Raw genomic sequence first — 14,799 nt, forward strand, 5'->3', positions numbered from 1 at the left:
CAGGCGGGAGGGGTCGGGGGTGGGCCAGCAGCGGTGCGGATGCCCACCCCGCTGCGACTAGGGAGCAAGCTCCCAAGTCTCGCTACCCCTCCCGCTCGCGGGAGGGGGTAAAAGATTAGAGTTCCTTCGACAATTTCTTGATGTCGATGTTCAAAATCTGGTCATTCTCCGAATAATCCACCGGGCAATCGATCAGGTGCACACCGGGAGTATCGCGCGTGTGGGCAAGAAGTTCCTTGAGGTGCGCGGCGCTTGTCACGCGGTGGCCGTGCGCGCCATAGCTTTCGGCATATTTGACGAAATCGGGGTTGCCATAGGTCAGTCCCCAATCCTTGAACCCCATATTCGCCTGTTTCCAGCGGATCATGCCATAGCTTGAATCGTTGAGGATCAGCACGGTCAGGTTGAGCCCCAGGCGAACCGCGGTCTCCATTTCCTGACTGTTCATCATGAAGCCGCCGTCGCCGCAGATCGCCATCACCTTGCGGTCGGGGTAGACCATCGCCGACATCATCGCGCTGGGCAGGCCCGCCCCCATCGTCGCGAGCGCATTGTCGAGCAATACGGTGTTCGGGCGGTAGGCGGTGTAGCCGCGCGCGAACCAGATCTTGTAGACGCCATTGTCGAGGCAGATGATGCCGTCGTCGGGCATCGCGTCGCGGACCTGCTGCACCAGATGCGGCGGAAAGATCGGGAAGCGCGTGTCGGCGGCGAGCGGGGCGGTATGCTCGACCTCCGCCTTGCGATAGGCGAGCATATGGTCGAACGACCAGCCGCCGTTCGGCACGATATCCTCCTTCATCTGCCAGATCGCATTGGCAATATCGCCAATGACCTCGATGCCGGGGAAATAGACCGGATCGACCTCGGCGGTCTTGGTCGATACATGGATAACGGTGGGCCCGCCGGGCTGCATAAAGAAGGGCGGCTTTTCAATCACATCGTGACCGATGTTGACGATGCAGTCCGACGCCTCGACCGCGCGGTGCACGAAATCTCCGGATGACAGCGCCGCGCACCCGAGGAATTTCGGATGCCGCTCGTCGATCACGCCCTTGCCGAGCTGGGTGGTCAGAAAGGGGATGCCGGTCTTTTCGATGAACTGCAGCAGCATCCGGCTGGTCATCGTGCGGTTCGCGCCCGCGCCGATTACCAGTACCGGCGCCTTCGCATTTTCGAGCGCCTTCACCGCCTCGCGGATCGATTTGACGTCGGCGGTCGGGCGGCGCGAATGGCTGCGCTTCAGCGGCAGGCTTTCGGTATGTTCGTCGGCGATATCCTCGGGCAGTTCGATATGCACCGCGCCGGGCTTTTCTTCCTCGGCCAGGCGAAAGGCCTCGCGCACGCGGCTCGGGATATTGTCCGACGAGGCCATCTGGTGCGTATATTTGGTGATCGGCCCCATCATCGCGACGACGTCGAGGATCTGGAACCGGCCCTGCTTCGATTTCTTGATCGGTTTCTGCCCGGTGATCATCATCATCGGCATGCCGCCAAGCTGGGCATAGGCGGCGGCGGTCACGAAATTGGTCGCGCCAGGGCCCAGCGTCGCAAGGCACACCCCGGTCTTGCCGGTGTGACGGCCATAGGTCGCGGCCATGAAGCCCGCCCCCTGCTCATGGCGGGTCAGGATCAGCTTGATTTTTTGCGAACGCGACAGGCTGTCGAGAAAGTCGAGATTTTCCTCGCCCGGAACGCCGAAGATATATTCGACGCCCTCTTCTTCCAGGCATTCAATGAACAGGTCAGATGCTTTTTTCACGGTCACTCGCCCCCTTCAGCAGCGCACCCCAAATCGGTGCGGCCCAAGCCCGTGCCGGCGACCATCGGCCCGTCAATCGGCGCAGCGAGTCCCGTCGTGGGGCTGCGAGTCCCTGCGGCGCCGGCGGCAATGTGTAACCGGCGGCGAAGGGGTTGTCACCCTATGGGTGGGAGCAGTTTTGGCACGGTTCCGGGTCAGATCACAGGGTCGGGTATATATAGTATCCGTACGACGGGCAGCAATATTACCCTCTTGACCGACTATGACGTTTCCGCTTTTGCTTGAGTGGGGGGAGCGGAATCATGCATTTTTTTCGTATTTTCTTTGTTGCGCTTGCCGCGGCGGCGACAATTAGCTCGGTTTCGGTGCTGGCACAGGAGCGGACCGCCGTTCGTCAGGGCTTTTCGTTGCCTGCAAACAGCGGGAAAGCTATCCTGTTGTTCCGGCCCACTGTACGCGTCGGGTCTCAGTCTACCGCCGGAATGTTCGAGCCCAATGCTGACTGGACAGCGCAAGGACGCGAGCAGTTGGGCACCTCTTTGAAAAATTTGCAGAGTCGTTTGGGGAATCGCGTCATTGAGGCCCCAGAACCGGTTGGTGAGGAAGCCCTTTTTTTATCCGAGCATATGTCGCTTTTCGCCGCGGTCTCTACGTCGGTAATCAACTATCAGTTCTTCGTCGGCAATCGGTTGCCAACAAAAAAACAGGACAATCGAAACGACGTATTTGAATGGACACTAGGTCCGCAGGTGGCTCAATTGCCTGGCGCTGCCGATGCGGATTATGGTTTATTCATCTATACCGAAGATCAATATGGATCGACAGGAAGGAAGCTTTTGCAATTCGCTGCGGCATTTGCAGGCGTGGGGGTGCAGTCGGGTGTCCATAGTGGTTACGCAGGATTGGTTGATCTGAAAACCGGCGAGTTGCTGTGGCTGAACGCGGATGGACAAATGGGCGGGGATGTCCGGACGAGCGAGGGCGCTGAGAAGCGCATGCGTCAGTTGCTCGAAGAATTCCCTGGCAGTGTGATCGAAGAGGCAAAGGCTCTGTGAGGCGGTCACTTGCGCGGATCGCGCTCGTCGCCGCGGCATTGACTCTAATCGGTGCAACAGCTGATTCAAAGCATGAGTTTGACTTGCCTACCTATGCTGGCGCGTATCAACCGCAGAATGCGGATGAGCGCGGTATGTGGATGGTCGATGACGAGAGCGAACGCGTCACTCGAGACTCGCGCTTGATCATCCGCGATGAAGCGCTGAATAGTTATGTCCGATCCGTATTATGTCGCGCGGTTGGTGATGATCGTTGCGGTGGTGTGCGCATCTACATTCTGCGCGTGCCGATATTTAACGCTTCAATGAGCCCGAATGGCACGATGCGTGTCTATTCCGGCTTGCTTCTCCGGATGCGAAATGAAGCGGAACTCGCATCAATCCTTGGCCATGAGTTTGCGCATTTTGAGTTGCGTCATTCGCTCGAGGACTTTCGCCGGCGTCGTTCGTCCAGCGACCTTTTGGCGTGGACTGCAGTGATGGGAGCGCTGGCGGCCAGTTATGGGAGTGGCGGCGGCCAGTCTTACGGCGATTATCGTATTTCTGTTTATGGAGCGCTGGCCCGCTTCAATCGAGACCAAGAGCGAGCTGCTGATATCAGGGGCTTTGGCTATATGGCTGCGGCTGGCTATCGTCCTTCCGCGGCATCGGAAGTTTGGCGTTCCGCAATGAACGAAGCTGATGCAACGTCGGCAGGACGCGCGTTGCGGAGCCGCAGATACGATGGCGTCGCCTTCTTTGCCTCGCATCCCACCGATCTTGAGCGCGCAGACACCCTATCTATTTTGGCCAACCGCGTATCCGGAGGCGAGTTTGAAGGTCGGAGCGCATATCAGGCGGCTATGGCCCCTTGGATAGATCAATTTCTTGCGGACCAAATTAAGCTGAACGATTTTTCCGGTTCGGAGTATCTCATCACTCGGCTTGGGTCTGAAGGTTGGACTGCTGCTCTGCTCTTCGCGCGCGGCGAGCTTTATCGGTTACGAGCCAACCCGCGCGACCTCCCCAACGCGGTCGATTTTTATCGCCAGGCCTTGGAACTCAATTCCGAGTTGTCTGGAGCGTATCGGGGAATGGGGCTCTCACTTATGCGGATGGACCGCAAAACAGAAGCTGCTTCTGTGCTTGCTCGTTATCTCCAATTGAAACCTGATGCGCCGGATGCGGAGATGATCCGTTCCTTGGTGGCGCCGCAATGAAAGCTATCCGGATGTCTAACGTCTTCTTGAGGCCAATTATCCTCTTCGCAACCTTTTCTGTAGCAGTCTCCCCCCATGCCTTGTCTGCCAATGATTTGATTAAGACCGGCGAGCGTGTCGCGGTCGCCAAATCGCAAATGACAGTCACACCGCCACGTGATTGGAATAAGTTGTCCCAGCGCGTCGGGAAGAAGGCGGAAACGTGGACGCTTGATGGCGAACGCCTGAATGACATTTCTTTCTTCGCCAACATTGCACCGGGAGAACCGCTGCTACGCGAGCGCAGCAAGAAGCATGACCCCTTGCCGAAGCTTCAGCCGAACAGTTTGCTGACGGATATTCCTGAGTTTCTGGAAGGCACCTACAGATCTTATCATGGCCTTGCAGTTTTCAACCTCGGGTCTTCGTCTCCTGCGAAGTTTATGGGTGAACCCGCCGTCCGCTTCAGCTATGAATATGTGACACCGGATGAACTGACGCGCAAAGGTGAGGCGATCGCGACATTGCGTAATGGCAGTTTGTTTATGATAACATTCGACGCGCCCAAGTTGCACTATTTCGAGAGGAATATCGAGGACTATCGGGCTTTAGTCGCGACAGCCGCTATGAACTGATCAATTTCCGCTCATTCTATGTCGAACAATCCCGCCAATTGTTCGACCATCGTGCCGCCCAATTGCTCGGCATCCATGATCGTGACCGCGCGGCTGTAATAGCGCGTTACGTCGTGGCCGATGCCGATCGCGCACAGCTCGACCGGCGATTTCTTTTCGATCCAATCGATCACCTGGCGCAGATGCTGGTCGAGATAGGCGCCATGATTGACCGACAGCGTGCTGTCGTCGACCGGCGCGCCGTCGCTGATCACCATCAGGATGCGGCGTTCCTCGGGGCGATTGACGATGCGGGTGTGCGCCCACATCAGCGCTTCGCCGTCGATATTCTCTTTCAGCAGCCCCTCGCGCATCATCAGGCCGAGCGACTTGCGGGCGCGGCGATAGGGTTCGTCGGCGGGCTTGTAGATGATGTGCCGCAGGTCGTTGAGGCGGCCGGGGTGCGGCGGGCGTCCGGCGGCGAGCCAGTCCTCGCGGCTCTGCCCGCCCTTCCACGTCCGCGTCGTGAAGCCCAGAATCTCGGTCTTCACGCCGCAGCGTTCGAGCGTGCGGGCCAGAATGTCGGCGCTGATCGCCGCAATGCTGATCGGCCGCCCGCGCATCGACCCGCTGTTGTCGAGGAGCAGCGTGACGACGGTATCGCGAAAATCGGTATCGCGTTCGATCTTGTAGGACAGCGAATGGCCCGGTGACACGACGACGCGGGCAAGACGCGAGGCGTCGAGCTGGCCTTCCTCCTGATCGAAATCCCAGGCGCGGTTCTGCTGCGCCATCAGGCGGCGTTGCAAACGGTTGGCGAGCTTCGTCACCGCGCCCTGCAGATGCGTCATCTGTTGGTCGAGATAGGCGCGCAGCCGCGTCAATTCCTCTTCGTCGCATAATTCGGTCGCGGCGACGATCTCGTCATGCTTCTCGGTGAAGCGGACATAGTTAAAATCGGGAACGTCGGTGGGCAGGCGGTTGGGCCGCACTGGCAACATGCCCTCGTCGCCTTCGCCGCCCATCTCGGGCTCGCCGTCGGCTTCCATTTCCTGCGCGTCGGGATCGCTTTCGCCATCGTCGGCCTGATCGCCCGACATTTCGGCGCGCGCGTCGACCTGACTCTCGCCGGTGCCGCCGTCCTCGCTTTCCTGTTCTTCCTGGCTCTCTTCGGCTTCGGTCTGATCGTCCTCGCCGCCGTCCTCGGCGCCTTCCTCGAGCGGATCGTCGGCCTGCATCAGGTCGAGGTGGCGTAGCGCAAGCCGCGCGGTTTCGGCAAAGGCGGCCTGATCGTCGATCAGCATCGCGAGCGCGGTCAGGTCGGCGCCGGCATCCTGGCTGATCCATTCGCGCACCAGCGACAGCCCGGTTTCGGTGCCCTGCGGCGCCTGTTCGCCGGTCAGCGCCTCGCGCAGCATCAGTTCGAGCGCGCTCGATATCGGGACTTCGCCGCGATCCTGCGCGCGGCTGATCGGGTCGCTGCGCATCCGCATCGCCAGGCTGGCGCGCAGATTGGCGCGCATTCCGGCCATGTTGCGGGCGCCCAGCGCCTCGACCCGCGCGCGCTCCATCGCATCGAAGGCCGCGGCGGCGAGCGGCTCGACAGGGCGTGCCGCGGCGTGCACCGTGTCGCTGTGATGCTTCATGCGCAGCGCATAACCGTCGGCAAAGCCGCGCGCTTCGGCCACCTGATCGGCGGGCAGGGTGCGCGACGGGGTCGGCACCTTGATCTGCTTGCCGATCTGGACCGGCGCGTCAGCGGTGAACCCCACCTCGACCTCGGCATCGCGCGTCACGGCGCGCGCTACACTCGACAGCGCGGTCTTGAAATCGTCGAGGGGAGACTGGCCGGACATCGAATCGGCTCTAACGGGCTTTCACCGACGAAGGAAGAGCATCGGCTCTAATCCTTGTCGCCATCGGGGAGACGGTTGCAAATCGTCTCGTCGAGCCGGCTCGGCATCTGCGGATCGGGGGCGAGGCGAAAGACATGGGCGAGATGCGTGGGCGTGCGTTCGGGCCGGCTGCGCTTGCCGCGGATCATGTCGACAAAATCCATGCAGGCGAGCGCGCTGCGCAGGAAATCGCTGTGCCCCGTCGATCCACGCGAAATGTCGGTGGTGTCGACGATCGTCAGGCCGGGAATGGCGGCGGCATAGCAGCGTTCGGGCAGGCCCTTTGCGCGCAGATCCGCCGCCTCGAACGGATCGAAGCAATACGGAGAGCCGAGCCGCGGATAGCCGTGCAGCGCGCGCGATGCCGCCAGCGCCTTGTCGCTGCGCGACACATAGGCGGTGATGCGTCGGTCGCGCGCGACCCGCGCCGGGGACAGCACATCGTTCGCAATGTCGCGCTCGAACGTCTCGCGGTCGAAATCGGGCGAGGCGAGGATGATGTTGGAAATGTTGCTGCTGTCCGCGCTCGGCGCCGTCCGGTCGACATAGGCGATTGCGGGTATCACCAGCCGCGCGCCGAGCGAGTGCGAAACGACCACGATTTCCTTCACCCACGGACGCTCCGCGAGCGCCTTCAGGAACAGGCGGAAATTGCGCACGTCATGATACATGTTGGTTTCGTCGACGGCATAGCTCAGCAGCTTGCCCTGCGACGGCCAGCTATATTCGACGATCGGCCCATCGAAACCGGTCATCCGCGCGATCTGCGCCGCATCCTTCGACGTCGTTTCGAACGTCTCGCGATAGCCATGGACATAAAGGAGGACGCGGCCCTGACGGCGATCGGTTTCGGCCTGCAGACCCGCCCACCAGTCGCCCGCCTCCTGAAAGGCAAGCGGGGTCAGAAAGCATGTCTTGCCGTCGACCTTCCTGTCGTGCGGCGCTGCAAAGCGGCCATAGCGGATGCGGTCGCCGCGATGGTTGGTCAGCCGGATGTCGGGCGTCCGGCAATCGGGTAGGCGGCTCGTCACGAAGAAGAGCGGCAGCGCCGCGGTATCGACCTCCGCCCCGGCCTGCGCGGTGCAGCGTGCGTCGGCGACATAGGCCGAATGCGGAACCTTGCCATAATCGACCGCGGTCGCACACCCTGCAAGCGGGAGGGCGAGAGCGAAAGCGAGCAAGCGCTTGGGGGGGCGGGGCATGCGCGGGAATCGCCGGATCATGGCGGCGACGCTGGCAGAGCGCAGCGGGCTTTGGAAGCGCGAAGTGCGGCTTCAGGCTGTATTGATGAATTAATACACGTTGGTATAGTGGCTCCACTGCGCGCGGTCGGCCGTGCAGCGACAGGGAAGGAAAATGATGTTCGCACTTGCCGCGCTGATGCTCGCTGCAACCGCCGCGCCCGCGGCTCCCGCCTATGAGCCGAGCTTCGACCCCAGCCGGCTCAAGCAGACTGTCGCGGGCGAGGCCGGGCAGGCACTCGTGCTCGGATCGCCGCACCTGTCGGGCTTTCCCAAGGATTTCGATGCCAAAGCCCTCGACCCGCTGCTGACTAGGCTCGCCGCGTGGCGACCGCAGATCGTCACCATCGAAGGGCTCTCGGGTCCCGATTGCGAGATGCTGCTGCGCTACAAACCGATCTATCCCGGCGTGTATGACGATTATTGCTGGAACCCCGAACCCGCGCGCGCGGCGACGGGGCTCGACGTTCCGGCGGCGACGGTCGAGGCGGAGCGGCTCCTCGCCGACTGGCCCGCCGAGCCCACCGCGGCGCAGCGCCGGCATCTCGCCGCGGTTTTCCTGGCGGGCGGCGAGCAGGCATCGGCGCTGGTCCAATGGCTGCGCTTGCCCGCGACCGAACGGCGCGCGGGCGATGGGCTCGATGCGGTGCTGGTCGAGCGGCTGACGATGCTGACGACACGCCGCAACGAAAATTTCCTGATCGGCGCGGCGCTGGCCGCGCGGCTGGGGCTTGAGCGTGTCTATTCGGTCGACGATCACAGCGCCGATGCGGCGACCAACCGCGTTGCGGGCGAAGCGGGTTATGGCGAAGAGATCCAGCGCGCTTGGGACAATCCGGTGACCGCGAAGCGCAGCGCTATCGATGCCGACCTCAGAAAGCGGCTCGACGGTGACGGCGTGCTCGCCCTCTATCGCGCCTACAACAGCCCGGAGGCGATGCGGATGGCGTTCGACAGCGATTTCGGCGCCGCGCTCGCCGAACCCTCGCCGCAGCATTACGGCCGCTACTACACCGGCTGGTGGGAAACGCGGAACCTGCGCATGGTCGCCAATATCCGCGCGGCGATGGCGGCGCAGCCCGGTGCGCGAGCGCTCGTCATCGTCGGCGCGTCGCACAAGGGCTATTTCGAAGCCTATCTGAACATGATGCACGACATCCGGCTCGTCGATGCCGAGGCGGTGCTGCGCTGAATGCGAAGGGAAGGGCGCGGCGCGCGCTCCCGCCTTATTTGCCGACGACGCCTTCGGGCAGGTCTTCGCCGAACACGCGCTGATAATATTCGGCGACGATCATCCGCTCGGCCTCGTCGCACTTGTTGAGGAACGACAGGCGGAAGGCGAAGCCCAGGCTGTGGAAGATCGCCGCATTCTGCGCCCAGCTGATGACGGTACGCGGCGACATGACAGTCGAGATATCGCCGTTGACGAAGCCCTGACGCGTCAGATCCGCAACCTTCACCATGTTGGCGACGGTGGCATCGTCGGTGCCCGGCACCTTCTTCAGGATGATCTCGCTCTCGGTCGCCGCGGGCAGATAGTTCAGCGTCACGACGATGTTCCAGCGGTCCATCTGGCCCTGGTTGATCTGCTGCGTGCCGTGATAGAGCCCGCTCGTGTCGCCCAGCCCGACGGTGTTCGCGGTGGCGAACAGGCGGAAGTGCGGGTTCGGGCGGATGACGCGGTTCTGATCGAGCAGCGTCAGCTTGCCTTCGGCCTCCAGCACGCGCTGGATCACGAACATCACGTCGGGCCGCCCCGCGTCATATTCGTCGAAGACGAGCGCGGTCGGCGTCTGCAGCGCCCAGGGAAGCAGGCCTTCGCGGAATTCGGTCACCTGCTTGCCGTCGCGCAGCACGATCGCATCGCGCCCGACAAGGTCGAGGCGGCTGATATGCGCGTCGAGGTTGATACGGATGCACGGCCATTTCAGCCGCGCCGCCACCTGTTCGATATGCGTCGATTTGCCGGTGCCGTGATAGCCCTGCACCATGACGCGGCGGTTATATTTGAAGCCCGCGAGGATCGCGAGCGTGGTGTCGCCGTCGAAGACATAGGAGGGGTCGAGGTCGGGAACCCGCTCGTCGGATTCGCTGAACGCCGGCACCTTCATGTCGATGTCGACCCCGAACAGCTCGCGCGCATCGACCTCGGTATCGGGCGCTGCCAGCAGCGTCGAACCATGATGGTCGGGAAGGCTGTTCGGAATATCGGTCATGTCGCAAGGTCCAGCAAAACGCATCGGGAGAGAGTCGCCGGACGGGCCGACGCTTCGGCTAGCGCGGTATCGCGATGGGTTGCCCCTTGCAACGCCTTATTCAGAACAGATCAAGCGCCTTCATCACCGCCGACTGGTCGTAATAGGGGCGCTCGCAGACGATCCGGTCGCTGCCTGGTGCGAATTCGAAACTCGCTGCCATACGGATACGAAAGGCCTTGCCCGTCGGCTCGACGGTACGCAGCCCCAGCTTCAGCGGGCCGAGGTGCGTGCCCGTCAGCCAGAATTCGACGAGCACGGTGTCGGTCGCCGCGTCGGCGGCGATCGCGATGATCTCGTTCGCCTGATCGGGGAAGGGTTCGCGCGACGCGGCGAAATAGGATCGCACCGCGGCCTCGCCGTCAAAGACGGTGCCGGGGCCGAGCAGTTCGTAACGTGGATGATCGAATGTCGCGATCACCCCGTCCCAGTCGTGCGTGATCTCCAGCGCCATATGGCGTTTCACCGTTTCGATCCGCGCCGCGTCGAGTTCGCTCATCCGTTCCTCTCCTATGCAAATGGCCTGGCCTTGCGCAGCAATTGATAGGCCGCGACGACTTCGCCCAGCCGCACCTCATGGCTGCGGTCGCCGCCGTTGCGGTCGGGGTGATATTTGCGCACCAGCTCGCTGTAGCGGCGGCGCAGCGCGGCGCGGTCGGCATCGGTGGCGAGCCCCATCAGCTGCAGCGCGCGATGCTCCTCGCGGGTGAAACGCGGGTCGGCGGCTTCGCGCCGCGCCTCGTCCATGCGCTGGCGAAAGCGCGCGCCGAGCGCATCCATCGGATCCTTGAAATCGGCCCAGCGCGGCGGCAGGTCGGCGCTGCCGGCAGCGCGAAAGGTGCGGCTTTCGGTCTCCCAACCCGCGGTCGGCGACTGCGCGGCCATGATCTGGTCGGCGTTCATGCCCTCGAAATAATTATAGCCCGCGTTGAATTCGCGAACATGGTCGAGGCACAGCCAGCGATAGGGCGGCGGTCCGTCGGGCGAGCGATGCGGCGACGCGGGGGCGCGAAATTCGCCGGGCTCTTGGCAGCCGGGAACGGCGCAAGGGGCCTCACGCGGAACGCGGCCGTGGAATCGGGGGGAGCGGGGGCTTGTCATGCTGGGTATCTGCTCCCAACATGGGGGCATGACGCAAAAAGGTCCAGCCCAACGCGAAATGGAAACGCTGCTCGCCGCGGCTTTCCCCGACGCCGATTTCACCCTGAATAACGACAGCGCCCAGCATCACGGCCACGCCGGCGATGACGGCAGCGGCGAATCGCATTTCAGCCTGACGATCCGATGGGCGGGCTTCGCGGGCCAGACCCGCGTCGCGCGCCAGCGGGCAGTGAACAAGGCGCTCGGCGACCTGCCGGGCAATCGCGTTCACGCGCTGGCGATCCGCGCGCTCGCGCCGGGCGAATAGGCCGTGCCGACTTGGCCCTGGAGAAAACCGCGTCCGGGCGTCGATAATTATGGGCGCAGCCCCCTATGGTATCAAGCCGCTGAAGGGGACGTTGCGGCGATACAAAAGAGCTTGAAAGCGGGGGCGGATGCGACCGCTGCAGACAAGGACGGATTTTCTGCGCTTCATGTCGCGGCCGAATATGGGCATGGCGCGGCGATAAAGATGCTCATCGCGGCGGGCGCCGATGTGAACCGCATCGATCGACAGGGCAATGGCCCACTCTGGGTGGCTAGCCGGTGCGCCAACGCCCCGGGCTATGATTTGGGCATCGTGGCGGCGTTGATCGAGGCTGGCGCCGACATGAATCACCGGAACCACGTCGACAAGGCGCCGCCGGGCTGGGCAATGAAAGAGGATTTGCAGGCGATCTTTCGCAGGGCAGGCTATACTGGAGACTTCGAACCATGACGATCGACAAGGTCAACCTTGCCGCCGCCTTTGCGAGCTTCCACGATCACTGGAACCCGCGGATCGCGGGCGACATCAATGATTTTCAGGTCAAGCTGGCGAAATTCGAAGGCAAGTTCGACTGGCATCACCATGAAACGGAAGATGAATTGTTCCTGGTGGTGCAGGGCCGGATGAAGATGGGCCTGCGCAGCGGCGATGTGATCGTCGGTCCGGGCGAATTCATCATCGTGCCGCACGGAACCGAATATTGTCCCGAGGCGCTGGACGGCGAGTGCCATGTGCTGCTGCTCGAACCGGGATCGACGCGCAACACCGGCACGGTCGAAACCGACAAAACGCGCCACAGGCTGGAAAGGATTGGCTGATGTTCACGGTCATTACCCCCTCGACCCACGATATCGGGGCCTTCGATGTGCGGCGTACGCTGCCGAACAAGGAGCGGACGATGGTCGGCCCCTTCATCTTCGTCGATCAGTTCGGACCGGCGCATTTCGACATCGGGCAGGGGATGGACGTGCGCCCGCATCCGCACATCAACCTCGCCACCGTCACCTATTTGTTCGAAGGCGCGATCGACCATCGCGACAGCCTTGGCACCTGGGCGACGATCCGGCCCGGCGCGTGCAATCTGATGACCGCCGGGCGCGGCATCGTCCATTCGGAGCGCACGCCCGCGGCCGAGCGCGCGACCGGGTCGCCGATCTCGGGCATGCAAACGTGGCTTGCGCTGCCCGACGGCAAGGAGGAGATCGACCCGGCGTTCGAGCATGTCGCCAAGGAGGATCTGCCGCTGATCGAGGACGGCAAGGTGTCGGCACGCGTGATCATGGGGACGCTGTGGGGCGCGACATCGCCGATCACCCAGCACGCCGCGACCATCTATGCCGACATATTGATGGCGGCGGGGGCAAGCGTGCCGATCGAAGCGGAGGCCGACGAGCGCGCGGTGCTGGTCGCGATGGGCGATGCGACCCTCGATGGCGAAGCGCTCGACCGTTACAGCCTCTATATATTGAAGCCGGGGCAGGCGATGACGCTGCGCGCTGACACCGACGCACGCGTGATGCTGCTCGGCGGCGAAGCCTTCCGCACCCCGCGGCACCTGTGGTGGAATTTCGTCAGCTCGTCGCGCGACCGGATCAATCAGGCGAAGCACGACTGGAAGGATGGCAATTTCCCGCTGGTCGCGGGCGACAGCGAAGAATTCATCCCCCTGCCCGAAGCGCCCAAGACGCCGGGCTATCCGTGATCGATTGCGAGCTTGCAGGGCCTATCTTTCGCGAGTAGCGCCGAACGACTTTTTTCACCGTCATCCCGGACTTGATCCGGAATCCATTGTTCCGACGCCGCGTGAATGGATCCCGGATCAAGTCCGGGATGACGAAAGGCGAATAGGCTCGCCTACCCCACTCCGTTCACCCTTCTACAAGCTCAGGGTGAGCAAGTGGGGAAGTGGCAATGTCCGCATTCGGTCCAAAGCCGCCGTCAGCGCAGCCGTTCCAATATTCTTGCAAAAAGCCAATCCGCGTCGCCGCCAGCGAAGCTGTGCGATGCGCTGTCGAGATGTTCGACCGGGATGTTTGCGGGCCGGCAATGCGCGATGAATGCCTGCGCGGTGCGGTCGCCGGTCGCGAGCAGGATCGTCGCGGGGCAAGCCAGCGCGGTCATCGCCGCGTCGAGCCGCGCGGCGAGGCTGTCGGGTGCGGCGGCTTGCGGCGTCCGTTTCATCGCCGACAGGCCGCGGACCAGTTTGCCGATATCGATCTCGCCCTTCAGCAGGCGCAGCAGGCTTTTGGGATCCTTGAGCCGCGCCAGATAGCGTGCGCGGATCGCCGAGGCCGGGGGCAGTGCCGGCTGCTCGCCCGCATCCGGTTCCGCGTCGTCATAAGTCCATGGATTGGCGAGGATCAGACCGTCGAGCGTGAGCGGCTGGTGCAGCAGCAGCGCGCTCGCCGCATCACAATTGCCGAAGGCGACGATGCGGGTGACGTGCGGCGCCGCCGTGCGGAACGCGGCGATCGCGGCGGCGATGTCGGCGCCGCTGTGCGTATAGCCGCCATTCTCGCCCTCGCTGTCGCCGATCCCGCGGCGGTCGAAGCGAAAGACCGGATGGCCCGCCGCCGCGATCCGCTGTGCCAGCATTGCCATGCCGCGATGCGCGCCGCTGCGGATCTCGTTGCCGCCCGACACGATCAGCAGCCCGGTCGTTCCCGGCGCGTCGTCGAGGCTCGCGGCGAGCGCCGCGCCTTCGCAGGGGAAGCTTAGCTGATGCCGCATGTCCGGCTCCATGCGGCGATGTCGGCGGCCATCGCCTCAGCCATGGCGGCGTCTTCGCCCGGTTCGGCGCGCAGCCACAGCGGCGTACCGCCAATCGCTTCGTCGCCGCTGCCCAGCGCCACAGTGCGCAGCGGCGTCACCGCCTGCGGCTCGCTTGTCGCGAGGGACGCGATCATCGCCGGTGACAGACAATTTCCGGCGAGCAACAAGGGCTCGCTTTTCGCCTGGTCCTGAAGGCTGTCGAGGGAAGATGTCACGCCCGCCTCGCGATCGGCACTGACGCGCGCGCGCAGCAGGGTGCGGAGCAGCGAGCCGCCGCCGACGGGCGCCAGCCGCCACCATGCTGCGGCCGCGGCATGATGGTCGATCAGCGCGCCGCCGCGCAGCGCGGCGATAATGATCGGCCCCTCTATTTCACCGGCCGTCTCGGCAAAGGCGCTCTGCCACCGGTTCAAATCGACATCGGTGAGCGCGACGGGGCTTTCATTCTGGCCCGGCAGGTCGGGGAGCACGGCGGCGAAACCCTGCGCCGCCAGCGCGCGCATCGCGCGCACGATAGTGCGGCGGGTGCGGTTCGCTTCCTCGAACAAGGGGGCCGCGAACAGGATCGTCGCGCGGGGCGTGCCGACGGGTGCGATGCGAAGCCTATGCTCGTCCATTC

16 protein-coding genes are annotated in these 14,799 nt (G+C 63.4%); 8 read left to right on the forward strand and 8 right to left on the reverse strand.

Features of this window, described 5'->3' with window-relative positions; all coding sequences use genetic code 11:
- Positions 1-115 precede the first annotated feature (115 nt).
- Positions 116-1,762: an acetolactate synthase large subunit gene (locus EBMC1_RS14055; protein WP_156001312.1), complete on the reverse strand. Its 1,647-nt coding sequence runs from the start codon at positions 1,760-1,762 to the stop codon at positions 116-118.
- Positions 1,763-2,064: 302 nt separating this feature from the next.
- Here EBMC1_RS14055 and EBMC1_RS14060 point away from each other — a divergent pair, with 302 nt between their 5' ends.
- From EBMC1_RS14060 to EBMC1_RS14070, 3 genes are read left to right on the forward strand one after another with little or no spacing between them, the layout of a single operon-like run.
- A complete protein-coding gene (locus EBMC1_RS14060; protein ID WP_003048992.1) occupies positions 2,065-2,817 on the forward strand; it encodes a hypothetical protein in 753 nt (250 codons plus the stop codon).
- A gap of 38 nt (positions 2,818-2,855) precedes the next feature.
- Entirely contained in the window at positions 2,856-4,016 is a 1,161-nt protein-coding gene (locus EBMC1_RS14065) for a M48 family metallopeptidase (protein ID WP_231292935.1), read from the forward strand.
- Positions 4,013-4,630 carry a hypothetical protein gene (locus EBMC1_RS14070; RefSeq protein WP_231292936.1) on the forward strand — a complete coding sequence of 206 codons (618 nt, stop codon included), beginning with the start codon at positions 4,013-4,015 and terminating at the stop codon, positions 4,628-4,630. Before EBMC1_RS14065 ends, EBMC1_RS14070 begins: the two co-directional genes overlap by 4 nt.
- Before the next feature lie 11 nt (positions 4,631-4,641).
- Here the strand turns inward: EBMC1_RS14070 and cobT are convergent, their stop codons facing one another.
- A complete protein-coding gene (gene cobT, locus EBMC1_RS14075; protein ID WP_003049002.1) occupies positions 4,642-6,465 on the reverse strand; it encodes a cobaltochelatase subunit CobT in 1,824 nt (607 codons plus the stop codon).
- 47 nt (positions 6,466-6,512) lie between these two features.
- Positions 6,513-7,706 (reverse strand): alpha/beta hydrolase, encoded by a 1,194-nt coding sequence (locus EBMC1_RS14080; RefSeq protein ID WP_003049006.1) that lies wholly within the window; start codon positions 7,704-7,706, stop codon positions 6,513-6,515.
- 154 nt (positions 7,707-7,860) lie between these two features.
- On the opposite strand from EBMC1_RS14080, the gene EBMC1_RS14085 reads away from it, so the two are divergent.
- Positions 7,861-8,937: a DUF5694 domain-containing protein gene (locus EBMC1_RS14085; RefSeq protein ID WP_003049009.1), complete on the forward strand. Its 1,077-nt coding sequence runs from the start codon at positions 7,861-7,863 to the stop codon at positions 8,935-8,937.
- Between the two features lie 34 nt (positions 8,938-8,971).
- Here EBMC1_RS14085 and cobS read toward each other — a convergent pair whose 3' ends face one another.
- The 3 genes from cobS to EBMC1_RS14100 form a co-directional block, all read right to left on the reverse strand.
- Positions 8,972-9,961 (reverse strand): cobaltochelatase subunit CobS, encoded by a 990-nt coding sequence (cobS, locus tag EBMC1_RS14090; protein WP_003049013.1) that lies wholly within the window; start codon positions 9,959-9,961, stop codon positions 8,972-8,974.
- A 100-nt stretch (positions 9,962-10,061) separates the two neighbouring features.
- Positions 10,062-10,499: a nuclear transport factor 2 family protein gene (locus EBMC1_RS14095; protein ID WP_003049016.1), complete on the reverse strand. Its 438-nt coding sequence runs from the start codon at positions 10,497-10,499 to the stop codon at positions 10,062-10,064.
- Positions 10,500-10,510: 11 nt separating this feature from the next.
- Positions 10,511-11,101 (reverse strand): DnaJ domain-containing protein, encoded by a 591-nt coding sequence (locus EBMC1_RS14100; RefSeq protein WP_003049017.1) that lies wholly within the window; start codon positions 11,099-11,101, stop codon positions 10,511-10,513.
- 28 nt (positions 11,102-11,129) lie between these two features.
- On the opposite strand from EBMC1_RS14100, the gene EBMC1_RS14105 reads away from it, so the two are divergent.
- From EBMC1_RS14105 to EBMC1_RS14120, 4 genes are read left to right on the forward strand one after another with little or no spacing between them, the layout of a single operon-like run.
- On the forward strand, positions 11,130-11,408 hold the full coding sequence (locus tag EBMC1_RS14105; RefSeq protein WP_156001315.1) for a BolA family protein: 279 nt from the start codon (positions 11,130-11,132) through the stop codon (positions 11,406-11,408).
- Positions 11,409-11,411: 3 nt separating this feature from the next.
- Positions 11,412-11,858 (forward strand): ankyrin repeat domain-containing protein, encoded by a 447-nt coding sequence (locus EBMC1_RS18950; RefSeq protein WP_081611210.1) that lies wholly within the window; start codon positions 11,412-11,414, stop codon positions 11,856-11,858.
- Positions 11,855-12,226, forward strand: a complete 372-nt coding sequence (locus EBMC1_RS14115) for a cupin domain-containing protein (protein WP_003049025.1) — start codon at positions 11,855-11,857, stop codon at positions 12,224-12,226. The genes EBMC1_RS18950 and EBMC1_RS14115 overlap by 4 nt, the downstream gene beginning before the upstream one ends.
- On the forward strand, positions 12,226-13,110 hold the full coding sequence (locus EBMC1_RS14120; RefSeq protein ID WP_003049026.1) for a pirin family protein: 885 nt from the start codon (positions 12,226-12,228) through the stop codon (positions 13,108-13,110). The genes EBMC1_RS14115 and EBMC1_RS14120 overlap by 1 nt, the downstream gene beginning before the upstream one ends.
- A gap of 236 nt (positions 13,111-13,346) precedes the next feature.
- On the opposite strand, the gene EBMC1_RS14125 is transcribed toward EBMC1_RS14120, so the two are convergent.
- Together EBMC1_RS14125 and EBMC1_RS14130 are read right to left on the reverse strand one after the other, a co-directional pair.
- On the reverse strand, positions 13,347-14,138 hold the full coding sequence (locus EBMC1_RS14125) for a hydrolase 1, exosortase A system-associated (protein WP_003049028.1): 792 nt from the start codon (positions 14,136-14,138) through the stop codon (positions 13,347-13,349).
- Positions 14,123-14,797, reverse strand: coding sequence for a hypothetical protein (locus EBMC1_RS14130; RefSeq protein ID WP_003049031.1), 675 nt, complete (start codon positions 14,795-14,797; stop codon positions 14,123-14,125). Before EBMC1_RS14130 ends, EBMC1_RS14125 begins: the two co-directional genes overlap by 16 nt.
- Between the last annotated feature and the right edge of the window lie 2 nt (positions 14,798-14,799).

The sequence above is a fragment of the Sphingopyxis sp. MC1 genome (assembly GCF_000371385.1).
GTDB lineage: Bacteria > Pseudomonadota > Alphaproteobacteria > Sphingomonadales > Sphingomonadaceae > Sphingopyxis > Sphingopyxis terrae.